This window comes from Klebsiella spallanzanii (assembly GCF_902158555.1).
In the GTDB taxonomy this organism is placed as follows: domain Bacteria; phylum Pseudomonadota; class Gammaproteobacteria; order Enterobacterales; family Enterobacteriaceae; genus Klebsiella; species Klebsiella spallanzanii.
Map to the genome: position 1 here is coordinate 401,943 of NZ_CABGGS010000034.1, position 21,407 is coordinate 423,349.

Below are 21,407 nucleotides of genomic sequence, written 5' to 3' on the forward strand. Positions count from 1 at the left end.
CTCGGTCTATTATTTATCACATCGGGGCAACAACGCTCCAACACTGACAAAACACATAAGGAATACGACCATGAAATCCATCAAAACTTTCGTTGCAGTTGCTGCTCTCTCTATGATCTCTTTCGGTTCTTTTGCACAAAGCGTTAGCGCCAGTGCCTCAACTCTGGACCGCGCAGAAGCAAAAATCGCCGCTCAGGCAGCAGAACAAGGCGCGTCATACAAAATTACCAGCGCTCAGTTTAATAACCGCGTGCATATGACTGCTGAACTGACTAAATAAGATCGACAACATTGCCGGGCCGCCAAAAGAACAGGCGACAGCGACAACACGATGAAATAAGGAATTAAATATGAAAAAAATCAGCGTGGTCACCGCACTGCTTTTGGCCGCTACACTGTCATCTACCGTGATGGCCGCAGAGAATAGCTTTGCGCGACCAGAAGCAGGTTCAAATATAGATACCTCAGTACATCAGAACCATATTGATGTCAGCCATGCTTTCGATAAAGAGAGCCTGACGGCGGGTAATCTTCAGTAAGACATAGCAAAAGGGGCGCGCGGAAATATCCTCTGCGCTCCTTATTTTTTCTGCCAATTTGCCCACGGACTCTCTGTCGGGGCATCCGCAACGTCTGACGCCACATCCGTCAGCGAATCGATATACAGCTCCTCCACCTCTTTGCGCGCCCACGGCGTGCGGCGTAAAAACTTCAGGCTCGACTTAATACTCGGATCGCTTTTAAAGCAATTAATATTGATGCGCTTCGCCAGTTCAGCCCAACCATATTTAGCGACCAGCGCGTTGAGCAGGGCTTCCAGCGTGATACCGTGCAGAGGATCTTTTACGTGCTGCATGACCGTGTTTTTACCTGAATAGAAAAATTTCGCCCACCATACTGGCTCACGACGCCGTGCGCAACCCGACTCCCTCTCCTCTTAGCCAAAATTCGCAAAAGCACAGAACCCTGCGCAGACATAAATTAGAAAAGAACGTTATTGGTTGATTATTTTCGCTTAAGGCAAGCTGGTTTCAACCACCCGACTGAGGAATCGATCATGCGCTGTTGTTGTCCCCGAACTCTGAATCTGACTAAACGAAAATGCCTGAAAACCGCCTTCGGAGAACACAATGAACGCGACTACCTTACCGATACTGGATCTTGCCCGCTACGCAGACCCCGCTGACAAAGCGGCGTTCCTTGCCGACCTGCGCCACGCGGCGCGCGATATTGGCTTCTTTTATCTGATTAACCACGGCGTTGATGCCTCGCTGCAGCAGGCCGTCCAGCAGCAGTCCCGCGCTTTTTTTGCCCTTGCTGATGAACAAAAGCAGCAGGTGGCGATGATCCATTCCCCGCACTTTCGTGGCTACAACCGCGCTGCATCGGAATTAACCCGTGGTCAGCCGGACTGGCGCGAGCAGTTCGATATCGGTGCCGAGCGCCCGGCGCTCACGCTCAACGAACGCGCCCCGCGCTGGCAGCGCCTGCAGGGGCCAAATTTATGGCCCGAAGCCTTGCCCTCACTCAAACCGACATTGCTAACCTGGCAGCAGGAGATGACCCAGGTTGGGATCACGCTGCTGCGCGCGTTTGCCGAAGCACTGCACCTTCCGCAGGATGCCTTTGATGGCCTGTATGGCGATAAACCCAACGAGCATATCAAGCTGATCCGCTATCCGGGCCAGCAGGAGACGCAAAGCGCCCAGGGCGTCGGCGCGCACAAGGATTCTGGTTTTCTCAGCTTTCTGTTGCAGGATGAGCAAAAAGGCTTGCAGGTCGAAGTGTCACCCGACCGATGGATTGACGCCACGCCGCTGGCGGGAAGCTTTGTCGTGAATATCGGCGAGCTGCTGGAGCTGGCGACCAACGGCTATCTGCGCGCAACGGTGCACAGAGTGGTGTCGCCGCCTGCCGAGCAGCAGCGTTTGTCGATTGCTTTCTTCCTCGGCGCGCAGCTGGATGCTGTAGTCCCCGTTTATACGCTACCTGCCGAACTGGCCCGCGAAGCCCTCGGCCCGGATAGCGACCCGCAAAACCCGCTGCTGCGTGAAGTGGGCTGGAATTACCTGAAAGGACGTCTGCGCTCGCATCCTGATGTCGCTGAACGCTACTACCAGGATGTTTTTCGCGAACGCGCCGAGCAATTGATCGTGTAGACATAACAACAAACAAAAGGAATAAGATGATGAAATATGCCGCATTTAAACTGGCAGGGGTCGCACTGTCTCTCTCTCTGGCCTGGACTTCAGCCCAGGCCGCCGCGCTGCGAGTTGCCGCCGACCCGGTACCGCACGCTGAAATCCTGAACTACATTAAAAAAATCGATCCCAGCCTTGATTTGAAAATTGTCGAATTAACCAGCGGCGTGAATGCCAACGAGCTGCTGGCCAACGGCGATGTCGATGCCAACTATTTCCAGCATGTGCCCTATCTGAAGGATCAGGAGAAAGCGTTAGGCAAGACCTTTGCCGTCGCGGCGACCGTGCATATTGAACCGCTGGGTATCTACTCGCGCAAACATAAAGATTTTAAATCGCTGCCTGAGAATGCCACCGTAGCGGTGCCGAATAACACTACCAACCTGAGCCGCGCGCTGTTCCTGCTGCAAAGCCAGGGGCTGATTAAGCTGGCGGCAAAATTCACCGACCCGGCGACCACGCTGGCGACGCCGAAAGATATCGTCGAAAACCCGAAGCATCTGAAAATTCTTGAGATTGAATCACCGCAAATCCCGCGTTCGCTGGATGACGTCGACCTGGCGGTGATCAACGGTAACTACGCGCTGGAAGCCGGGCTGGTTCCGGCAAAAGACGCGCTGGGTCTGGAAAGCGCCACCAATAACCCATATGCCAATATCCTGGTGACCACGCCTGAGCTGGCGAACGATCCGCGCATCAAGGCGCTGGCCAAAGATCTCACTTCGCCGCAGGTCGCCGAATTTATGCGTAAACAATATAACGGATCGGTGATCCCGGTAGCCCCTCAGTCATGATTGAGGTTGTCGGGCTGAGTAAAACCTATGCCGGAACAGGCCGACCGGCGTTAAACGATGTCTCTCTGCAGGTGCCGAAAGGAGCCGTTTACGGCATCCTCGGACGCAGCGGTGCAGGCAAAAGTACGCTGATACGCTGCCTGAATTTGCTGGAGCGGCCCACTGCGGGCCGCATTATTGTGAACGGGAACGATATTACCCGGATGGATAAAAGCGCACTGCGCGAGTATCGGCTGCGCACCGGCATGATCTTCCAGCACTTTAATTTACTTCATGCCCGCAGCGTGGCCGACAATGTGGCGGTACCGCTGGAGATAGCCAAAGTGCCAAAAGCCGCCCGCCAGGCGCGCGTTGCCGAGCTGCTGGAGCTGGTGGGGCTGGCGGATAAAGCCGCCGCCTTCCCGTCTCAGCTTTCCGGCGGGCAAAAACAGCGTGTGGGCATTGCCCGCGCGCTGGCGGCAAGGCCGGATGTGCTGCTGTGCGATGAGGCGACCAGCGCCCTTGATCCCGAGACCACAACCTCGGTGCTTAGCCTGCTGGCGGACATCAATCAACAGCTGAACCTCACTATCGTACTGATTACCCATGAGCTGGAGGTGGTGAAAACCTTATGTGACCACGCGGCGCTGCTGGAGCACGGTGAAATTATTGAAAGCGGCAGAATTGCCGATCTGCTGGTGGCCCCCTGGTCGCGGCTGCGGCAATCGCTGCTGCACGATCCTCAGGCGGAGCGGGACTTCCTCGCCCGCCACGGTTTTCGCGGGAGGCCCTTATGCGGAGTAGCATGAGTTGGGAAGATCTTTGGCCGCTGTTGCTTCAGGGCACGGTAGATACCGTTTATATGGTCGGTCTGGCGGCGCTGTTTACCGTGCTGCTCGGGCTGCCGACCGGCGTGCTGCTGTTTGTCTCACGCCGCAACGGTCTTGCGCCCATGCCGAAGGTCAACGCCATATTGGGCGCGATTATCAACTTTGGGCGTTCTCTGCCGTTTATCGTTCTGCTGATTGCACTGATCCCGTTCACCCGGCTGATTATCGGCACCACTCTTGGCAGCACCGCTGCGGTAGTGCCGGTCACTATCGGCGCTTTTCCGTTCTTCGCTCGCCTGACGGAAAATGCGCTGGATGAGGTGGATTACGGGCGTATTGAGGCGATTTTATCGATGGGCGGCAATATCTGGCACGTCATCTTTAAATCGCTATTGCCGGAAGCGTTACCGACGCTGCTGGCGGGCATCACGTTGACCATCGTGATGCTGATCGGTTTCTCTTCAATGGCGGGCGTAATTGGCGGCGGCGGACTGGGGGACCTGGCGATTCGTTACGGTTATCAGCGCTTCAATAACGAGGTAATGGTCGGGACAGTACTGATTCTGGTCGCCCTCGTGCAGGGCGTACAGATGGTCGGCGACCGTCTGGTGCGCGGTTTAGCGCACCGACGTTAGCGGAACATGCGGTTTTCGCTATTGAAAACCGCTTTCGCTAATAAGGGTTTGAATCAGTTCCGCAGCCGAAAGCTCACGAATAAGATTAACGCCCTGTCCCGCCCAGTGAGCGCCGTACCGATTATCGCCGTGGGCCTTTGCCGCCGTCGCCAGCGCTTTCCCGACATCGTAAGCCACGGGATACGCCGGTACCGCGTGCAATTCTTTCATCTCGCGCCAGCCATTCGCAATACATCTTGCCGGACGCCCGGAAATCGCCGAGGTTAAAAAAGTCTGCCCATCGGCACAGTCTTTAATGGCCTGCCGATAACCCGCATCGGCGGCAGATTCCGGGCACAGCAGGAACGCCGTTCCGAGCTGTGCGCCCTCTGCGCCAAGGTTCATCACACTGTTAATTCCCGCGCCGTCCATAATGCCGCCTGCAGCAATGATCGGTAATTCCACCTGCTGTTTCAGCGCCTGAACCAGGGTAAACGTACTCATCTGTCCGTCAGCAGCCTGTGGGTCAAAAATACCGCGATGACCACCGGCTTCGTAGCCCTGCGCAACAACCATATCAATCCCCTGCGCTGAGGCCTGTTGGGCCTCTTCAACGCTGGTGACGCTCGCCAGGGTAACAATGCCCTTTTCACGCAGTTGGCGAAGTGTTTCTCGATCCGGAACGCCAAAATGGAAGCTCACCACCGCCGGGGCGAGGTCGAGCAGCAGCTCTGTCATCTGTGGATTCTGCTGAAAACTGAGATAAATTTCCGCCAGCGTTTCGGGGGGATGACGATTAAAACGGGCAAACTCGGGGCGCAATTGCTCAATCCACTGCGCCTCACGCTGAGGATCACGGATCGCAGGGTCGTGGCAAAACAGATTGACGTTAAACGGTCGCGTCGTTAACTGCCGGGTCCGGTTAATTAACGCTTCAGCCTGAGCCACCGTGGACGATCCCAGCCCCAGCGAGCCAAGCGCCCCGGCATGGCTCACCGCCGCCGCCAGCTCCGGCGTCGACACGCCCGCCATCGGGGCCTGAATAATGGGATAATCAATATCAAGCTGCTGCGTAAGCCGGTTGCTCATAGAGTGCCCTGTTAAAATTTGTGCGTTCAGGCAATAAAAATCTCTTTTAGAGATGATAAGATCAACATTATTTTCAAATTAAGAACAAAAATATGAACCACACCACATTACAGATTTTCAAAACGGTGGCGGAAGAACAGAGCGTCACCCGCGCGGCAAAGCTGCTGGGGCGGGCACAGTCCAATATCACGACCCGCATTCACCAACTGGAAGAAGAGCTGGGAGTCGAACTTTTTGCCCGCGGCAATAAGAAGATGCTGCTGTCGCCCGCCGGGGAGAACTTTTTGGGCTATGCCGTGAAGATCCTCAGCCTCGCCGAAGAGGCCAAACAGTCGCTGCATCCAGCCACGCCGGGGGGGAATTTACGTCTGGGATCGATGGACGCCACCGCCGCCAGCCGTTTGCCGCAGATCCTTCCCCGCTTTCACGCCCAGTGCCCGGAGGTGATTCTTACTCTCAAAACTCAGCCGACCCGCCAGCTTATCCAGCAGGTACTGGACGCCTCGCTCGATTGTGCGCTGGTGAGCCTGCCGCAGGCGGCCATCCCACCAGACGACCTTGAGTACCAGCCAGTCTTTAAAGAACAGCTGGTCATGATGCTCCCCGCCGACCAACAACGTTTTCGTTTTGCCGCTTTTCCGGACGGCTGTACCTATCGGGCAACAGGCGAGGCGTTTCTGGCTCAATCAGAGGAAGCAGACATTAAAATCCAGGATATCGGTTCCTATCACGCGATGCTCGCCTGCGTCGCCACCGGCGGCTACGCCTGCCTGCTACCGCAGAGCGTTCTTGATACGCTGAAATTGCCAGAAGGCAGCCTTGTACGCCCGGTTGGCGAAGCGCTAACTCAGCTAATCTGGCGCAAAGGCTATTCTTCTCCTGCCCTGAATTATCTACGCCAGCTTCTTCTATCAGCGTCCAACCTTTGAGTGCGTTCTGGCCCCTGCCGCGACCAGAGCGGCGGCGGCCAACAGCGCGACCGTCGCCGCACTTAGCGAAGGATTAAACGATCCGCTGCGGGCATACAGCGCCCCGGCAACCAGCGGGCCGATAATTTGCCCTACGCCATAGGTCGCGGTCATGGCGGCAACCATATTAAACGACACCAGGTGGTTCAGCCGTCTTCCCTGCGACAGCGCGATGGTCACCGTCCCCAGGAAGGTGAAACCAACCAGCAGCGCGCTCAGTATGCAAAAGGGTAACGAATGGCTCCACGCCGGAAGAATCACACCCGCGGCCTGGATCAGTAAATTGAGGGTAAACGCGCGACGGTAGCCGAGTCTGATAACCAGCCGATGCCAGATGAAACAGGACGGTACAGCGGCAAGTCCGAAGATGGCCCAGATCTGAACCGGGTCGATAGCCTCAAGGGAACCGCTGAGAAACAACGGAAGATAGGTGGCGGTGATAATATAGCCGAAACCGGCCAGGCCATAAATCAGCAGCAGTTTCCACGCTTCACTGACTCCCCCCTCTGCCCGCTCATTCTGTACGTTCTCAGCAGGTTTATAAGCGATAAGATAATTGGCCGGACTCAGCAATAAGCGCAGGGCCAGCACAAACAGTATGCCAGCGCTAATCGCGCATATCAGCCATATCTGCTGACTGGAAAGCGCAAGCGCCTTTCCCAGGGAGATAAATTCAGCCGACAGAAATATCCCCATCCCGACGCCGGAATAGAGTACCGGCGCGCCGTTATGGTGCTTCATATGCTGTAGCAGCCACAGCGAAGCGGCAATCAGCGTAACCGCACTCAACAATCCGGCAATGCCGCGTACTACGATAATCGCCAGCGGAGAAACCAAAAACGCCAGCAAAGCCATGCACAGCAGCGTTAGTAGCGCGGAAAGCAGACTTAACCATCTGGCATCTGCAGGTCTGGCCTTCGCCAGCAACAGCGCTCCGGCCAGATAGCCAGCGTAGTTTGCCGAAGCGGCAAGATTGCCTTCGCGCAGCGAGAGTATCTGCTCATTCAACATCAGCGGCAGGATCCCGGTATAGGCAAAACGGCCATAGCCCATACCAATAATCAGTACCACCGAACCGGCCAGCGCCAGTAGAAAAGCCTTTAGCTCCGGCCTGAGTTCGAAAACATTCACCCACCACCCCCAAATAATTCTCAAAAAAAGAATCATAAATAACTATAATTCTTATTTTATTATGATATCGGTTAACCCGACGCGCAAGTGACCCCATGCAGCAGCTCGAAACTCTGCATGACGAGAGACTTTACGGGAAACAAACGAGGATACTTCGGTGTGAAACGAAATGTGATCGTGATGAGAAAGCTCTTCACGGCAAATGTCTACTGTAAAAGCAGAATGTACTACTTTACGAGACGGACGTCAGGATGGTGCGGACTCGCCGCCTCATGAAATATATCGCTGAGCCAGCCGGGAATTTCCGCTTCCGTGAGGTCATCCGGGATGATGACCCCGTGCAGCGGCGAATATTTGCCTTCGCTGAGATCGACGCGGAAGACTAACCAGCGCCCAGCCTCGCGTTTTACACCAACGTGGCGACCAAATACGTTATAAATCAGCATGGTTGGACGACTGTTTCTCCTCACGCAGCCACGGGGTGACGGTGATCCCTGTCAGTAATCCTTCCGGGCTTAGCAGCCGCGTGACGGTCTGCCCCCACGGCTCCATACGATTATCGACCAGCAGGCGATACCCTCTGGCTTTCAGTACGTCGGTTGCCGAGTCGATATCGCGTACTTCAAACTCAATCCAGGCCTGCGGCACCGGCAGGTAGTCTGGCCAGATATCAGCGTCAAAACAGGAGCGCGCCGCCTGCGCCAGCGGCCACAGGGCAAAATGTTTTACTCCGCCCAGAGCGTCGTGCTCAGTCAGCAAATACTCTTCGTTACCAGGCATGGGTTTTAACGGTAACCCCAGCGCGCTGACGTAAAATTCGCGACTGGCTGCGGCCGGTTGCGTTATCGGCCCAAAGCCCGCGACAAACAGAACATCCATACCGGCTAAATCGTATTCCATACCCTCTCCTGTCATGGTCCGTGATGTATTAACAAATTTTATACTCTGTTACGCACCGCTTTCCCAGATTCCTCTTCTCTCATTACTATTTTTAGTGTGTTTGCCTGAATCATTGAGAAAGCGCATGGTCTGCTCGTCGCACCCGAGGCCGCTGCGCTATGCTTAGCGTCCCTTTGGTTTTAAATACTTAGCGTTATGGCCACTTCCTTCAGCACTACTCAGCTTAATCTGCGTATTATTTCAATCGTTGTCTTTACCTGTATCTGCTATCTCTCCATCGGCCTGCCGCTCGCCGTGCTGCCCGGCTATATCCATTATCAGTTGGGATATAGCACCTTTATTGCCGGGGTCGTTATCAGCCTCCAGTACATTTCAACCCTGGTCAGCCGCCCGCATGCTGGTCGCTATACCGATATCTGGGGAGCGAAAAAAGTCGTCAGCCTGGGGATTGTTTGCTGCATGCTCAGCGGATTATTCACGCTGCTCGCGGTACTCCTGCAATCCGTTCCGCTGCTGGCCGTCGCCGCGCTGCTGATTGGCCGAATTTTCCTCGGCGTCGGGGAAAGCTTTACCGCCACAGGCGCAACGCTGTGGGGAATCAAAACCTTGGGGGCTATCCACACGTCAAGGGTAATCTCGTGGAACGGCGTGGCGACCTACGTGGCGATGGCGGTTGGCGCGCCGCTGGGCGTGATGCTTAACGGCTATTTTGGCATCAGCGGATTTGCCATCGTGGTGATTCTGGTAGCAGTGGTTGGCCTGCTCTACGCCCGCACGCGGCAGGACGTCAGCGTGACGGCGGGTATCCGGGCGCCGTTTCATGTGGTGGTGCGTAAAATCTGGCCCTATGGGATGGGGCTGGCACTAAGTACCGTGGGATTCGGGGTTATCGCGACCTTTATTACCCTCTATTTTTCCTCCCATGACTGGCAAGGTGCCGCGTTTACGCTCTCCTTATTCAGCATCGGTTTTATCTGCATCCGTCTGGTATTAGGCAACACGATTACGCGCTATGGCGGCGTACCGGTGTCGTTAATCTGTTTCGTGGTCGAATGTCTGGGCTTGCTCATTATCTGGTATGCCCCCTCGGCGTGGATTGCCGGCGTTGGCGCGTTCCTTACCGGTTCGGGCTTTTCGCTGATCTTCCCGGCCCTTGGCGTTGAAGCAGTCAAGCAGGTAGAAGAGCAAAACCAGGGAACGGCCCTGGGTACCTATTCGGCATTTCTCGATCTGGCGTTGGGATTAACCGGCCCAATTGCCGGTTGGGTGGCCGGTTATTACGATCTGGAGACTATTTATTTGTTGGCGGCGGTAGTGGTCGCGCTGGCATTTATATTGATTTTGCGAATTTATCTGCAACAACGCGCTGGTTTGCAACGAACCTGAGGAATACTCTTCGACCGATGAGCGCCGCAAAAATTGGTAAAAATCTAAACAATATTTGACTGCAATTCGGCTTCCATGCCACCATCGCGTCAGCGCCCGGCAGGCGGCGCGATGGTGGTACGGGTGAATATCAGAGACCTCATGCTTAAGGTCCATGCCCGTCCTCAACCTGATTCTGGCGGGAATAAAGACATGCACCAAAGTTTTAATCAGCGCGTTCATTTCTATTACTGCATTCTGGTGGCGCTGAAAATACACGCAAAATCGAAGAAATCGGGCGGCGTCCGGGGGAAAAATAATTTCCTGCTGAAATGGCTGCGTAAAGCCCAGGACAACAATATATTCCACCCGGATATTACCAGCGAGATTGAATGGCTGCGCGGCAAAATCATTCAGGCTGGATATGATACTGACCTCGAGCCAATGCTGGACTTTGTCTACGCCACCGCCAAACGCGCGGAAGATCTCAAAAACGCCGACTGAGATTGCTGACCTCTCCGGAGAATTGCCCGGTGGCGGCTAACGCCTTACCGGGCCTACGAAAACCGAGCGACCTGGCCGAAGAGTTTATGACGTTAACGCTTTTTACGGTGCGTCAGCAGATACACCGCCGGGATCACCAGCATCGACAGCAGCGGCGCAGTGATCATCCCACCGATCATCGGTGCGGCAATACGCTGCATCACTTCTGACCCCGTACCGCCTCCCCACATAATCGGCAGCAGCCCGGCCATAATCGTCGCCACGGTCATCACTTTCGGGCGCACGCGCAGCACCGCGCCTTCATGAATCGCCTCGTTGAGCGTTCGCTCATCAAGCTGCCCGCGTCGTTTGGCTATCGCCTGGTTTAAATAGAGCACCATAATCACGCCGAATTCCGCCGCTACGCCCGCCAGCGCAATAAAGCCAACGGCGGCGGCCACCGACAAGTTATAGCCCAGCAGCCACAGCAGCCAGACGCCGCCTACCAGCGAAAACGGTAAGGTGCCCATGATCAGCAGCGCGTCTTTAACCTTACTGAAGGTGACATAAAGCAGGATGAAGATAATCATTAGCGTAAACGGCAATACGATTTTCAGCTTCGCCGTGGCGCGCTCCAGATACTCATACTGCCCGGACCAGGTCAGCGAGATGCCCTCCGGCAGCTTGACCTGTTTGCTGACTTCACGTTGCATCTCGTCAACGGCGGATTTGAGGTCGCGTCCGCGAATATCCACGTAGATCCAGTCCGACAGGCGGGCGTTTTCGCTTTTCAGCATCGGCGGCCCGTCGGTGATGGCAATATCCGCCAGCTCGGACAGCGCCACCTGCGCCCCGCTGCTGGTCACCACCGGCAGGTCGCGCAGCTTTTGCAGCGAGTCGCGCATTTCGCGCGGATAGCGGACGCTTATCGGATAACGCTCGCGCCCCTCAATGGTTTCGCCGATATTATCCCCACCGACAACGCTGGCGACCACCGATTGCAGTTCCTTCACCGACACGCCATAGCGGGCCGCTTTCACCCGATCGATATTAATATCGATATAGCGACCACCATCGAGGCGCTCAGCCAGCGCCGACGTGACGCCCGGTACGTTGCGTACGATACGTTCAATTTCCTCAGCGGTTTTTTCGATTTCCGCCAGGTTGTTGCCGTTCACTTTAATGCCGACCGGGCTTTTAATACCGGTCGCCAGCATATCCAGGCGGTTGCGAATCGGCGGTACCCAGACGTTGGCAATCCCCGGCACTTTCACCGTATTGTCAAGTTCGCTGATGAGCTTATCCATGGTCATTCCGGGCCGCCATTCGCTTTTCGGCTTGAACTGAATGGTGGTTTCCAGCATGGTCAGCGGTGCCGGGTCGGTCGCGCTATCCGCCCGACCGGCCTTACCGAACACGCTTTGCACCTCAGGGATGGTCTTGATCAGACGGTCGGTCTGCTGCAGCAGGCGTCCGGCTTCGCGGCTGGAAATCCCCGGCAGCGTGGACGGCATATACAGCAGATCGCCCTCGTCAATTTGCGGCAGGAATTCGCTGCCAAGCTGCGCCAGCGGCCACAGCGTGGCAACCAGCAGCAGACCGGCGGCGCCCAGCGTCGCTTTTGGCCACTGCAACACTTTATCCAGCAGCGGTTCATAGGCGCGAATCAGCCAGCGGTTGAGCGGATTGGCGGTTTCATCGGGGATTTTGCCGCGAATAAAATAACCCATTAACACCGGCACCAGCGTAATTCCAAGCCCGGCAGCCACCGCCATCGAGTACGTTTTGGTGAAGGCCAGCGGCGAGAACATCTTGCCTTCCTGCGCCTCAAGGGTGAATACCGGAATAAACGACAGAGTGATAATCAGCAGGCTGCAAAACAGCGCGGGCCCGACTTCCGATGCCGCATGCTGGGTTATCTGCCAGTAATCTGCCGAAGACGGTTGACGCTCAGGATGATCGTGCCGCCACTGCTCCAGCACCTTATGCATATTTTCAATCATCACGATTGCCGCATCGACCATCGCCCCGATGGCAATCGCAATCCCGCCAAGCGACATCATATTGGCGCTGACGCCCTGATAGTGCATCACAATAAACGCGCCGAGGATCCCCAGCGGCAGCGTGATCATCGCCACCAGCGCGCTGCGGAAATGGAACAGAAATAGCGAGCAAACCACCGCAACGACAATAAACTCTTCGATAAGCTTATGGGTCAGGGTTTCGACCGAATTTTTAATCAGTTGCGAACGGTCGTAGACCGGGACGATTTCGACGCCTGCAGGCAGGCTTTTTTGCACTTCCGCCAGCTTAGCTTTTACTGCATTAATGGTGGTCAGCGCATTTTTGCCCGAACGCATAATGATAATCCCACCCGCCACTTCGCCTTCACCGTTGAGTTCGGCGACGCCGCGGCGAATCGCCGGACCGCGGCGCACGCTGGCAACATCGGAAAGCAGCACCGGCACGCCGCTACGTGCGGCAATCACCACCTGATTAAAGTCTTCAACAGACTTCAGATAGCCGGTGGTGCGCACCATATACTCGGCTTCTCCCAGCTCCAGCACCGAGCCGCCCCCTTCCTGGTTAGCGCTCTGGATGGCGCTAATCACCTGCTCGTGCGTCACGTTCAATGCCCGCAGCCGGTCAGGATTAAGGACAACCTGATACTCTTTCACCATCCCGCCAACGCTGGCGACCTCTGAGACGTCAGGTACGGTTTTCAACTCATATTTGAGGATCCAGTCCTGAATCGCCCGCAGATCGCCGAGGCTGTGCTTACCGCTTTTATCGGTGAGCACGTATTCAAACACCCAGCCGACGCCGGTGGCGTCCGGCCCTAACGAAGCTTTCGCTTCCGGCGGCAGGCTGCTCTGGATTTGGCTCAGATACTCCAGCACGCGGGAGCGCGCCCAGTACGGGTCGGTGCCGTCATCAAACAGCACGTAAACATAGGAATCGCCGAACATCGAAAAGCCGCGTACGGTTTTCGCACCCGGTACCGATAGCATGGTGGTGGTCAGCGGATAAGTGACCTGGTCTTCAACAATTTGCGGCGCTTTGCCGGGATAGCTGACGCGGATGATCACCTGAGTATCGGAGAGATCCGGTAACGCATCCAGCGGTGCCTGCTGTACCGACCAGACACCCCAGGCGGCCATGAGTAGCGTCGCCAGTAGTACCAGCAGGCGGTTGCGCAATGACCAGCGGATAACGGCGGCAATCATGGCTGCTCCTTAGCGCCGTTCATCGGCATGATTGAGGTAACCCGCGCGCCGTCATCGGTCAGTGCAAAGCTAAACATGACCGATTCACCCGCGCGTATTTGCTGATGCTGCTGCGGCGTGATGGCAAAATCCATGGTCATCGCTGGCCACTTCAGTTCCGGGACCGGCTGATGCTCAATGGTGACCGATTCATCATTCAGCGCTTTGATAACGCCGTGCGTCGAGTACGTTTTAGCCTCCTCGCCCTCCTGAGCGGCGATTTGCGGCAGCGCGCTGCGCATGCTCGCTTCGGAATCAATCAGGAATTGACCAGAGGTGACCACTTTCTGGCCCTCTTCGAGGCCGGATTTAATCTCAACCACACCGTTCTGCGTACGCCCGGCGGTCACTTCGACCGGACGGAAATGACCTTCGCCGTCAGCAATCAGCACGCGATTGCTGGTGCCTGTCGCAATCAGCGCTTCTTCCGGGATAGTCAGAACGGCACTACCCTGATTCGCCTCAGCCAACTGGACGTTTAAGTACATTCCCGGCTTCAGTTGATGCTGAGGATTATTGAGCACCACGCGGGCCTTCAGCGTGCGGGTGGTGGCTTCGAGATCGGGAAGCAATTCGCTGATGGTCCCCTGAAACGCGGTACCAGGCCAGCTGCTGGTGGTCGCCGTCACGTGGCTGCCAACGCGCAGCAAGCTGGCCTGGCTTTCTGGATAATCAATCACTATCCATACCGGGTCGAGGCTCGCCAGCTCAAACAGCGGCTGGGTTGCGGTGACCTGCGCACCGGTGCGCACATCAAGCTTGCTGACATAGCCGTCGTGCGGAGCGCGAATGGTAATGCGGGTTTGCGGTTTGCCGCTGCGCTCAACGCTGCGGATTATCGCTTCCGGCATAAATTGCAGCTGAAGACGGCCGCGCGCGGCGGCGGTCAGCCCGCTATCGCCCAGCTGTTTCACCGCCAGATACTCCTGCTGCGCCGCCGCCCACTGCGGGATCCATAGCTCGGCCAGCACTTCGTTTTTCTTCACAAACTGCTGGGAGGCATTGACGTAGAGCTTCTCAATCAGCCCGTTGGCCAGCGCAGGAACGATTTCAACGCTGCGCTCGTCAATGGCGACGGTACCAAAAGCATTGAGCTTCAGCGCCAGCGTCTGGCGAGAAACGTCCGCCGTACGTACTCCCAGGTTTTGCTGTTGGCGTGCGCTGATCTGCACGCCCTTTGTATCATCGCCGCCGCCTTCATCGGCATAGCGCGGCACCAGTTCCATATCCATAAATGGCGATTTTCCCGGCTTATCAAAACGCGTACCGGGGGTCATCGGATCGTACCAGTACAGGACTTTGCGACCCGTTTCCGTCGCGGTTTCGCTGATGGAAGGTATCGAGGCGTTGCGGGCCCCCAGCCAGTACCCGCCCACGGCGGCGACAGCAACGGCCAGTGCGACAAGAGAAATAGCAGATTTAAGCTTCATTATTTAACATCCTGTGGAATAAGGTAGCGAATGGCAGCCCACGTATCGGCGAGCGCTTTCTCGGCATTGTTGCTGGCGATCTCCCCGCTCAGCAGATCGCGACGAGCAGATAGCAGTTCCGCCAGCGCAGAGCTGCCCGCGCGATACTGGGCATTGACGAGGTTCACTTTCTTGCGTAACAGCGGCAGGACTCCGCTTTGCTGGCGGTCGTAAATGGCTTTTGCGGCGTTATATTGTGAGATCAGCTGATACTGCTGCGCCTGATGTTCGCGCATCAATAAGGTCAGTTGATCATTCGCTTCGTAGGTGCGGGAGACATCGGCGGCATGGTCCTTATCCTGACGCTTGCCCTGGAAAATGGGCATATCGACGGTAAACATAACGCCGACCATATCGTCGTAATCATCCCCACGCCGGGCGTAATACACTTCAACGCCAACATCAGGGATCGCCGCCACTTCAGACTGCCCTGATTTCGCTTTCGCCAGATCGGCTTCCCGCGCGGCCTGAATCACTTCCGGGTGGCGCTTTATTCCTTCAATTAAGGTGGCTTCATCGGCCGGAAGGCGCTCGATGCGCGGCAGCGGGCCGGAAACATCGCGGACATCCTTACCGGTCAGTTGCATCAGGCGCGCCTGAGCGACCTGCACATCGCGACGCGCGTTATCCTGCTCATTTTTCATCGTATTCAGCGCCAGCTGAACGTCAAGCACGCTGCTGGGGCTGGCGCTGGCGCTACTGACGCCCGCCTTTTGTACGCCGATTTGCCGGGAGGTTTCGTTAATCAGCGTCTGGACCGAACGCAGCGATTTCTGCGCCACGGCGAGCGCCAGCCACGCCTGGGCGGTTTCTCGCTGCAGCCGGGCGCGAATCACATCGGCATTAGCGGCGGTTCGTCGCGCTTCGGCGGTTATCGAGTCAGCTTTACGTTCACGCTTGGTGCTGCTGACGTAGTCCTGCATCACGCCGACCCTCTGCATAGTCATGCCTTCACGGGTCAGGCGGCTGCCGTTGTTTCCGCCCAGCGGGACGTTCTCAATACCAAATTTCAACTTCGGGTCGGGAAGCTGCATGGCGGAATCCGCCATGTTTTCTAATGCGTTAACCTGATGATCGTTGGCAGACAGCTCGGCGGAGTAGCTTTCCGCTGCCGACAAGGCCTCCGCCAGCGTGGTCGCCCAGCCATTGGTGGAAATCAGCGACAGCAAAAGTGGCAGCCCCCAGGCCGCCTTATTTAAAATGTGCATAATGACTCCGACGTTATTGCGCAGTAATAGAAACGAGCGCGTAGCCGGAGTCAGTTTGACGGAAGGTAAAATTGACCTTTTGCCCTACCGCTAACTTTTCACCCTGGTAATCACCGAGCGTAAAGCTCATGGTCATCGCGGGCCAGCTCAGTTCCGCAACCGGAGTGTGGGCAATAGCGACAGCATTGTCGCGCCAGGCTTTAATCACTCCGCTTGCCGAATAAAGCGCGGTGGAATCATCCTGTTTATTCATTCCCGGCATATCCGCCATCGCGGACATATTATGCTGATGCATGGCGCTATCTTCAGCGCTGGCGGAAAATGAAGCGGCGGAAAAAGTCAGAACGCTGGTGATAATCAGAAAAATTGAGGATGAACGCATAATAAAATCTCCGAAAAAAACATAAAGTCGCCCGCAGACCGGGCAGATCTGATGGATGTTTTTAACGGTGTTTTATTCTCTGAAGCGACAGAAGCGTATTTCGGCCGGTGGGCCGGTGACCGGCGGCGTGTGCCAGTCCATACGTTCAGCGCAGCTCTCCTGCTGTGGGGAAACCACTAATAAAGCAGTTTCGCCGGGCAGCGCATTTAGCTGTAGCGAGGTAGAGGAATTAGGCTGGGCGGTATCCGGGTCGCAGTGCTTCTCACAGATGACTTTCTGACCGGCATTTTCCATACCCGGCATGCTCATCATGCCATCGACAATATGGTGAGTCTGGACCTGCGGCGCGACCGGTTGCTGTTGGCCACCGTGGTGCGCCGCAACGGCAAGCTGGAAGTTGAGCAGTAACCAACAGGCAATAACAAGCCCAGCGCGGATACGAAGCCTGCGCCGGGTTACTTGTTTAAATAAGGCCTGTAGTGACGGAATCATAGTTATATTCGCAATAAGACGACCGACGAATTAAATCACACTCGCCGGCAGAGTTAAATCATATTTCAGAAGGAAAACGGGGCATTAAATAGAATAAAGTTTCTCTATAAATATTTACACAGAACAGAGACGTAATGATTTGACCTTCCCCTTGGGGGAAGGTGTATGGGGGCAAGCTCATGTATTTAATTAATATCAAAAATGTTATTTATATGTGATTAAGATAATAGCATCGGGCACTTTCATAACGATAAGTGACGTTGTCACTATAATTTATCATATTGTTTCTGTTGCTTTGCGAGATAAGCATTGCCGTCTATGCTGATGGGCAAGTTTCTCATCACCGGAGCGCACTATGGCAGACTGGAATCCTTCACTCTATTTGAAATTTGGCGCTGAGCGCACACGGCCCGCTGCTGAACTTCTCGCCCGTATAGCCCATCACCCAGTGACGCTGGCGGTTGATTTGGGTTGTGGGCCGGGTAACAGCACCGCTTTACTACGCGATGCCTGGCCGGAGGCCAGGATTATCGGCGTTGATAATTCACCGGCAATGCTTGAAGAGGCCTCTCAGACGCTGCCTGACTGCCGGTTTGTCGAGGCGGATATCGCTACGTACCGTCCTGAACGTCCAGCTGACGTGATTTACGCCAATGCCTCACTGCAATGGCTGACGGATCATCAGCGGCTGTTTCCCTATCTGGTGAGCAACCTTGCACAAGGCGGCGTGCTGGCAGTGCAAATGCCCGATAACTGGCAGGAGCCTTCGCATACGCTGATGCGGCAGGTCGCGCAAGAGTTGGGCCATCCCGCCAGCGGCCGACATCCGCTGCCAGGCGTGCAGGAGTATTACGATATCCTGACCGCCAGCGGCTGCGAAGTGGATATCTGGCGCACAACCTATTACCACCCGCTGGCTTCACATCAGGCCATTATCGACTGGCTGCAGGCCACTGGGCTGCGACCGTTTTTGCAACCGCTTGATGAACAACAGCGCGAAGCTTTTCTTAAACGCTATCTGGAGCTACTTGAACAACACTATCCGTTACAGTGTAACGGAAAGGTGCTACTGTTATTTCCGCGCCTGTTTATTGTTGCACGGCGTGTATCGGGTGGCTGAGAAAGGGGTCACGGCGCCAGAGAAGGCGCCGTATCGTCTGATTTACCAGGAAAGGTGATGTACCAGGGAGAGATCCCAGGCGGTAGCCAACAGCGAAAGAAACATAATTAAATTAACAATCGTCTCGATGCGTTTTTCCATTTTTGCTTCTCCTGAGCCGTTTTCACCGGTTTTACAGGGAAAATCTTAATAATTTCTTAATCTCAGACTTTCAGAGCGTCATGCGGTAACGAACATAGTCATCAGCTGGCGTAAATTCATCATAAAGACGTCGGGCTGGATTGTCAGTTCTGGTGTGCCAGTACAAACGCGACCACCCTTTTTCTTTGCCTTCTCTTTGCAGAGTCTGCATTAGCGTTCTGGCGATGCCCCGCCCGCGCATCTGCGGGTCAACAAACAGATCTTCCAGATAGCAAATGGGCGTCTTCACCCATGTCCCTTCGTGAAGCACGCAAATCGCAAACCCAACGACCTCACCATCCGCCACGGCGACTCGCCCCAACACGGGCGAGGCAGAATCAAGCATACGTTGCCAGGTATATTCAGTGACGTCCTGCGGCTGCGGGCTGCCGTAAAATTCGGTGTAACCTTCCCACAGCTGTAACCACCGCGCTTTGTCTTGCTGGCCTGGTTCACGAATATTAATGACCATTAGTCCAACTCCTTATATGGATAAGCCATTATTTTCCGGTCAGATAATTTCTTCAAGCGCCTGGGACACAATTCATCTTTTTCTCTTAATTGCTCTCGGCTTGGCTGCCAGACGAAAATGGTACGATGTTGCAAACCTGCTTAAGAGTAAAAAAATAAAAGTATGTTGTAACTAACTTGAGAGCAAAACGAACCCGGCGGTGGCCGGGTTGATGATGGATGACAAATCGGCTTCAGGCGTTGTGCCCGGATTATTGCCGGGTGGCGGCTAACGCCTTACCCGGCCGGCAAAATCCGCCGTATTTCAGCGCTTAGCACAGCGGCTTAACGGCAGCGCGCATACCGTCGCGCAGAATAGCGTCCAGATCCCGCGTCACTTGCTCCACCAGCCCAGAAACTTTAGTCAGATCCTGCTCCCAGTGGGATTCCACGGACAGCACGGCTTTTACCAGTTCACTGGTACTGATTTGCGCATCGCGATGCTGAGCCCACAGCGCCTGGTAGCTCTCCATCCACTCAGCGTCATCCTGAACCGGGTAGCTCTCACCGTTACGCTCACCGCGATAAAACGCGATCAGCGCCGCCAGCGCAAAGGTCAGGCGCGCCGGGAGTTTGCCCTCTTTCTGCTGGCCAGCCAGCAGCTGCGGCAGAATGCGGGTACGGTATTTGGTCATCCCGTTAAGCGCAATAGAGAGCAACTGATGTTTGATATACGGGTTACGGAAACGCCCGGTCACCGCGCTGGCGAAAGATTCCAGCTCATCGCGCGGCAGGTCGAGAACCGGAATGATCTCTTCGTAAATCGCCTTTTCAACGAAAGAACAGATTTCCGCATCGTTCATCGCTTCGCCAACGGTATCCAGGCCAGCCTGGAAAGCCACCGGCACCAGCGCGGTGTGGGCACCGTTCAGAATCGCCACTTTACGCTCTTTGTACGGTTTAATATCGTCAACAATCAGCACGTTAAGCGGCAGCTTATCAAGACGCAGCTCTGCGGCCAGCGATTTCGGCCCCTGGATCACAAACAGGTAGAAGTGCTCTGCAGTATCGAGGAAACCATCTTTATAACCCAGCTGTTCTTCAATCTGTGCGGCTTCATCACGCGGATAGCCAGTCACGATACGGTCAACCAGAGTTGAGCAGAAAGCGTTGGCTTCATCCAGCCATGTCATAAAGGCTTCCGGCAGCGCCCACTCCTGCGCATAGCGTAGCACCAACTCACGCAGCGCTTCACCGTTATAATCGATCAGCTCGCAAGGGATAATGACCCAGCCTTTATCCGCTGCGCCGGAGAAGTGGCTATAGCGTTCAAACAGCAGGCGGGTCAGTTTTGCCGGATAGCTTACCGCGGGCGCATCCTCGAAACGGTCGCCCGCGTGGTAGCTAATACCGGCTTCAGTGGTATTGGAAAACACAAACCGCATATCCGGGTTGTGCGCCAGACGCAGCAGCTCATCGTAGTCCGCATAGGCGCTGATTTCGCGGTTAACCGAGCGAATCAGACGCGCGTCGCTGACCGCTTCCCCCTTCTCATTCAGACCACGAATGATCGTAGTATAGAGCCCCTCCTGGGTGCTGAGCGACGGCGGGAATGCGCTTTCAATCGGACGCACAATCACCACACCGGAATTCAGGTCGGTATGCTCGTTCAGCAGATCGATCTGCCAGTCGATGAACGCGCGCAGAAAGTTGCCTTCGCCAAACTGGATGATACGTTCAGGGTACTGCGCGCCCGGGAAGTCGCGACGGTTTAATGTTTTCACAATGGGTTCCCTCATAGAGTAGTCATACAACCTGAGTAATTGGTCCAATAAGTTATCAGGTTTTTACACGAGTGAAACCCTGTTTTGATCAAAGCTGTATGCAATATCAAATATATTACAAAAATTTATAGAATAGAGATGTTGCAGTCAGCTCACCGTCCGGCATTAGCGCATAGCGCGGAATTTCCCCGGCCTTTTCCCAGCCACACTGGACGTAGAAGTTTTCCGCTCCGCTGCCGGTAGCCGTATCCAGCACCAGTACGTTCTTTCCCTTTTCGCGGGCGATCTCTTCCAGCCGGGTCATCAGCCTGTTCGCCAGTCCCTGCCGGCGCGCATTTTGGTGAACCAGAAGTTTGGCGACGTCGGCGCGATGCGGCTGGTTTTCCGGTTGGTCGATAATTAACTGTACCGTACCAACGAGCTGCTGCTGCGCATTCGTCGCGGCGATGATAATGCGCTCCCCGGCAGCGACGCTCTGCGCCATTCGCCGCCAGAACGCCGTTGCGGTTTCCGCTGCAAAGGGCAGCATAAAGCTCACCGATGCCCCGCCGTTGACGCAGCTGACGAGGATGTCGGTTAACTGTGGAAGATGTTCGAGAATATCGTCACGCGTCAGCGTGCGTAGAGAAAAGGATGTGGACATTGATAACTCCCTGAAATAGACCACATCACTATGATTTTAACTAAAATTTAACACAAGAA

23 protein-coding genes are annotated in these 21,407 nt (G+C 55.4%); 10 read left to right on the plus strand and 13 right to left on the minus strand.

Going from position 1 to position 21,407, the window contains the following annotated elements; translation table 11 throughout:
- Positions 1 to 70 precede the first annotated feature (70 nt).
- On the plus strand, positions 71 to 280 hold the full coding sequence (locus FN082_RS19885; RefSeq protein WP_110274717.1) for a YdgH/BhsA/McbA-like domain containing protein: 210 nt from the start codon (positions 71 to 73) through the stop codon (positions 278 to 280).
- Between the two features lie 70 nt (positions 281 to 350).
- Positions 351 to 539: a hypothetical protein gene (locus FN082_RS19890; RefSeq protein WP_110274718.1), complete on the plus strand. Its 189-nt coding sequence runs from the start codon at positions 351 to 353 to the stop codon at positions 537 to 539.
- A gap of 41 nt (positions 540 to 580) precedes the next feature.
- Here the strand turns inward: FN082_RS19890 and FN082_RS19895 are convergent, their stop codons facing one another.
- Positions 581 to 856: a VF530 family protein gene (locus FN082_RS19895; RefSeq protein WP_142982221.1), complete on the minus strand. Its 276-nt coding sequence runs from the start codon at positions 854 to 856 to the stop codon at positions 581 to 583.
- A gap of 274 nt (positions 857 to 1,130) precedes the next feature.
- Here FN082_RS19895 and FN082_RS19900 point away from each other — a divergent pair, with 274 nt between their 5' ends.
- The 4 genes from FN082_RS19900 to FN082_RS19915 are packed head-to-tail and all read left to right on the plus strand — an operon-like array spanning position 1,131 to position 4,439.
- On the plus strand, positions 1,131 to 2,159 hold the full coding sequence (locus FN082_RS19900; protein WP_142982222.1) for an isopenicillin N synthase family dioxygenase: 1,029 nt from the start codon (positions 1,131 to 1,133) through the stop codon (positions 2,157 to 2,159).
- Between the two features lie 29 nt (positions 2,160 to 2,188).
- Positions 2,189 to 2,995, plus strand: a complete 807-nt coding sequence (locus FN082_RS19905; RefSeq protein ID WP_142982281.1) for a MetQ/NlpA family ABC transporter substrate-binding protein — start codon at positions 2,189 to 2,191, stop codon at positions 2,993 to 2,995.
- The gene (locus tag FN082_RS19910) at positions 2,992 to 3,783 is read left to right on the plus strand and encodes a methionine ABC transporter ATP-binding protein (RefSeq protein WP_142982223.1); all 792 of its coding nucleotides are present in this window, start codon (positions 2,992 to 2,994) and stop codon (positions 3,781 to 3,783) included. Before FN082_RS19905 ends, FN082_RS19910 begins: the two co-directional genes overlap by 4 nt.
- A complete protein-coding gene (locus tag FN082_RS19915) occupies positions 3,780 to 4,439 on the plus strand; it encodes a methionine ABC transporter permease (RefSeq protein WP_180349619.1) in 660 nt (219 codons plus the stop codon). Before FN082_RS19910 ends, FN082_RS19915 begins: the two co-directional genes overlap by 4 nt.
- Before the next feature lie 18 nt (positions 4,440 to 4,457).
- Here FN082_RS19915 and FN082_RS19920 read toward each other — a convergent pair whose 3' ends face one another.
- Positions 4,458 to 5,507 (minus strand): NAD(P)H-dependent flavin oxidoreductase, encoded by a 1,050-nt coding sequence (locus FN082_RS19920; RefSeq protein WP_142982224.1) that lies wholly within the window; start codon positions 5,505 to 5,507, stop codon positions 4,458 to 4,460.
- A gap of 92 nt (positions 5,508 to 5,599) precedes the next feature.
- Here FN082_RS19920 and FN082_RS19925 point away from each other — a divergent pair, with 92 nt between their 5' ends.
- Entirely contained in the window at positions 5,600 to 6,436 is an 837-nt protein-coding gene (locus FN082_RS19925) for a LysR substrate-binding domain-containing protein (protein WP_142982225.1), read from the plus strand.
- Here the strand turns inward: FN082_RS19925 and FN082_RS19930 are convergent.
- From FN082_RS19930 to FN082_RS19940, 3 genes are all read right to left on the minus strand, one after another.
- A complete protein-coding gene (locus tag FN082_RS19930) occupies positions 6,419 to 7,606 on the minus strand; it encodes a YbfB/YjiJ family MFS transporter (RefSeq protein ID WP_139539895.1) in 1,188 nt (395 codons plus the stop codon). The genes FN082_RS19925 and FN082_RS19930 overlap by 18 nt on opposite strands.
- 227 nt (positions 7,607 to 7,833) lie before the next feature.
- Positions 7,834 to 8,052 carry a DUF7661 family protein gene (locus FN082_RS19935; RefSeq protein WP_142982226.1) on the minus strand — a complete coding sequence of 73 codons (219 nt, stop codon included), beginning with the start codon at positions 8,050 to 8,052 and terminating at the stop codon, positions 7,834 to 7,836.
- Positions 8,039 to 8,506 (minus strand): VOC family protein, encoded by a 468-nt coding sequence (locus tag FN082_RS19940; protein WP_139539897.1) that lies wholly within the window; start codon positions 8,504 to 8,506, stop codon positions 8,039 to 8,041. The genes FN082_RS19935 and FN082_RS19940 overlap by 14 nt, the downstream gene beginning before the upstream one ends.
- 195 nt (positions 8,507 to 8,701) lie before the next feature.
- Here FN082_RS19940 and FN082_RS19945 point away from each other — a divergent pair, with 195 nt between their 5' ends.
- Both FN082_RS19945 and FN082_RS19950 read left to right on the plus strand, forming a co-directional pair.
- On the plus strand, positions 8,702 to 9,892 hold the full coding sequence (locus tag FN082_RS19945) for an MFS transporter (protein ID WP_142982227.1): 1,191 nt from the start codon (positions 8,702 to 8,704) through the stop codon (positions 9,890 to 9,892).
- Between the two features lie 192 nt (positions 9,893 to 10,084).
- Positions 10,085 to 10,375, plus strand: coding sequence for a hypothetical protein (locus FN082_RS19950; RefSeq protein ID WP_025105740.1), 291 nt, complete (start codon positions 10,085 to 10,087; stop codon positions 10,373 to 10,375).
- A 92-nt stretch (positions 10,376 to 10,467) separates the two neighbouring features.
- On the opposite strand, the gene FN082_RS19955 is transcribed toward FN082_RS19950, so the two are convergent.
- The 5 genes from FN082_RS19955 to FN082_RS19975 all read right to left on the minus strand — a co-directional run bounded on the left by FN082_RS19955 (position 10,468) and on the right by FN082_RS19975 (position 17,171).
- Entirely contained in the window at positions 10,468 to 13,581 is a 3,114-nt protein-coding gene (locus FN082_RS19955) for an efflux RND transporter permease subunit (protein WP_142982228.1), read from the minus strand.
- Positions 13,578 to 15,050, minus strand: coding sequence for an efflux RND transporter periplasmic adaptor subunit (locus tag FN082_RS19960; protein ID WP_142982229.1), 1,473 nt, complete (start codon positions 15,048 to 15,050; stop codon positions 13,578 to 13,580). Before FN082_RS19960 ends, FN082_RS19955 begins: the two co-directional genes overlap by 4 nt.
- A complete protein-coding gene (locus FN082_RS19965; RefSeq protein WP_142982230.1) occupies positions 15,050 to 16,297 on the minus strand; it encodes a TolC family protein in 1,248 nt (415 codons plus the stop codon). Before FN082_RS19965 ends, FN082_RS19960 begins: the two co-directional genes overlap by 1 nt.
- 13 nt (positions 16,298 to 16,310) lie before the next feature.
- The gene (locus tag FN082_RS19970; protein WP_139539902.1) at positions 16,311 to 16,679 is read right to left on the minus strand and encodes a copper-binding protein; all 369 of its coding nucleotides are present in this window, start codon (positions 16,677 to 16,679) and stop codon (positions 16,311 to 16,313) included.
- A 72-nt stretch (positions 16,680 to 16,751) separates the two neighbouring features.
- Positions 16,752 to 17,171, minus strand: a complete 420-nt coding sequence (locus FN082_RS19975) for a hypothetical protein (protein ID WP_139539903.1) — start codon at positions 17,169 to 17,171, stop codon at positions 16,752 to 16,754.
- Positions 17,172 to 17,526: 355 nt separating this feature from the next.
- Here FN082_RS19975 and tam point away from each other — a divergent pair, with 355 nt between their 5' ends.
- Complete coding sequence (gene tam / locus FN082_RS19980) at positions 17,527 to 18,291, plus strand: trans-aconitate 2-methyltransferase (RefSeq protein ID WP_139539904.1); 765 nt, start codon at positions 17,527 to 17,529, stop codon at positions 18,289 to 18,291.
- A 211-nt stretch (positions 18,292 to 18,502) separates the two neighbouring features.
- Here tam and FN082_RS19990 read toward each other — a convergent pair whose 3' ends face one another.
- From FN082_RS19990 to FN082_RS20000, 3 genes are all read right to left on the minus strand, one after another.
- Complete coding sequence (locus tag FN082_RS19990) at positions 18,503 to 18,943, minus strand: GNAT family N-acetyltransferase (protein ID WP_139539906.1); 441 nt, start codon at positions 18,941 to 18,943, stop codon at positions 18,503 to 18,505.
- 310 nt (positions 18,944 to 19,253) lie between these two features.
- Positions 19,254 to 20,705: a tagaturonate reductase gene (locus FN082_RS19995; protein WP_139539907.1), complete on the minus strand. Its 1,452-nt coding sequence runs from the start codon at positions 20,703 to 20,705 to the stop codon at positions 19,254 to 19,256.
- A 115-nt stretch (positions 20,706 to 20,820) separates the two neighbouring features.
- The gene (locus tag FN082_RS20000; RefSeq protein ID WP_139539908.1) at positions 20,821 to 21,348 is read right to left on the minus strand and encodes a GNAT family N-acetyltransferase; all 528 of its coding nucleotides are present in this window, start codon (positions 21,346 to 21,348) and stop codon (positions 20,821 to 20,823) included.
- Between the last annotated feature and the right edge of the window lie 59 nt (positions 21,349 to 21,407).

What these genes read in the sequence shown, in the direction of transcription:
- FN082_RS19900 (WP_142982222.1), top strand. Translation starts at nt 1,131, where the DNA reads ATGAACGCGACTACCTTACCGATACTGGATCTTGCCCGCTACGCAGAC.
- FN082_RS19940 (WP_139539897.1), bottom strand. Translation starts at nt 8,506, where the DNA reads ATGGAATACGATTTAGCCGGTATGGATGTTCTGTTTGTCGCGGGCTTT.
- FN082_RS19960 (WP_142982229.1), bottom strand. Translation starts at nt 15,050, where the DNA reads ATGAAGCTTAAATCTGCTATTTCTCTTGTCGCACTGGCCGTTGCTGTC.
- FN082_RS19965 (WP_142982230.1), bottom strand. Translation starts at nt 16,297, where the DNA reads ATGCACATTTTAAATAAGGCGGCCTGGGGGCTGCCACTTTTGCTGTCG.
- FN082_RS19935 (WP_142982226.1), bottom strand. Translation starts at nt 8,052, where the DNA reads ATGCTGATTTATAACGTATTTGGTCGCCACGTTGGTGTAAAACGCGAG.
- FN082_RS19920 (WP_142982224.1), bottom strand. Translation starts at nt 5,507, where the DNA reads ATGAGCAACCGGCTTACGCAGCAGCTTGATATTGATTATCCCATTATT.
- FN082_RS19955 (WP_142982228.1), bottom strand. Translation starts at nt 13,581, where the DNA reads ATGATTGCCGCCGTTATCCGCTGGTCATTGCGCAACCGCCTGCTGGTA.
- FN082_RS19990 (WP_139539906.1), bottom strand. Translation starts at nt 18,943, where the DNA reads ATGGTCATTAATATTCGTGAACCAGGCCAGCAAGACAAAGCGCGGTGG.
- FN082_RS19895 (WP_142982221.1), bottom strand. Translation starts at nt 856, where the DNA reads ATGCAGCACGTAAAAGATCCTCTGCACGGTATCACGCTGGAAGCCCTG.
- FN082_RS19905 (WP_142982281.1), top strand. Translation starts at nt 2,189, where the DNA reads ATGAAATATGCCGCATTTAAACTGGCAGGGGTCGCACTGTCTCTCTCT.
- tam (WP_139539904.1), top strand. Translation starts at nt 17,527, where the DNA reads ATGGCAGACTGGAATCCTTCACTCTATTTGAAATTTGGCGCTGAGCGC.
- FN082_RS19970 (WP_139539902.1), bottom strand. Translation starts at nt 16,679, where the DNA reads ATGCGTTCATCCTCAATTTTTCTGATTATCACCAGCGTTCTGACTTTT.
- FN082_RS19950 (WP_025105740.1), top strand. Translation starts at nt 10,085, where the DNA reads ATGCACCAAAGTTTTAATCAGCGCGTTCATTTCTATTACTGCATTCTG.
- FN082_RS19975 (WP_139539903.1), bottom strand. Translation starts at nt 17,171, where the DNA reads ATGATTCCGTCACTACAGGCCTTATTTAAACAAGTAACCCGGCGCAGG.
- FN082_RS19915 (WP_180349619.1), top strand. Translation starts at nt 3,780, where the DNA reads ATGAGTTGGGAAGATCTTTGGCCGCTGTTGCTTCAGGGCACGGTAGAT.
- FN082_RS19885 (WP_110274717.1), top strand. Translation starts at nt 71, where the DNA reads ATGAAATCCATCAAAACTTTCGTTGCAGTTGCTGCTCTCTCTATGATC.
- FN082_RS20000 (WP_139539908.1), bottom strand. Translation starts at nt 21,348, where the DNA reads ATGTCCACATCCTTTTCTCTACGCACGCTGACGCGTGACGATATTCTC.
- FN082_RS19945 (WP_142982227.1), top strand. Translation starts at nt 8,702, where the DNA reads ATGGCCACTTCCTTCAGCACTACTCAGCTTAATCTGCGTATTATTTCA.
- FN082_RS19925 (WP_142982225.1), top strand. Translation starts at nt 5,600, where the DNA reads ATGAACCACACCACATTACAGATTTTCAAAACGGTGGCGGAAGAACAG.
- FN082_RS19910 (WP_142982223.1), top strand. Translation starts at nt 2,992, where the DNA reads ATGATTGAGGTTGTCGGGCTGAGTAAAACCTATGCCGGAACAGGCCGA.
- FN082_RS19890 (WP_110274718.1), top strand. Translation starts at nt 351, where the DNA reads ATGAAAAAAATCAGCGTGGTCACCGCACTGCTTTTGGCCGCTACACTG.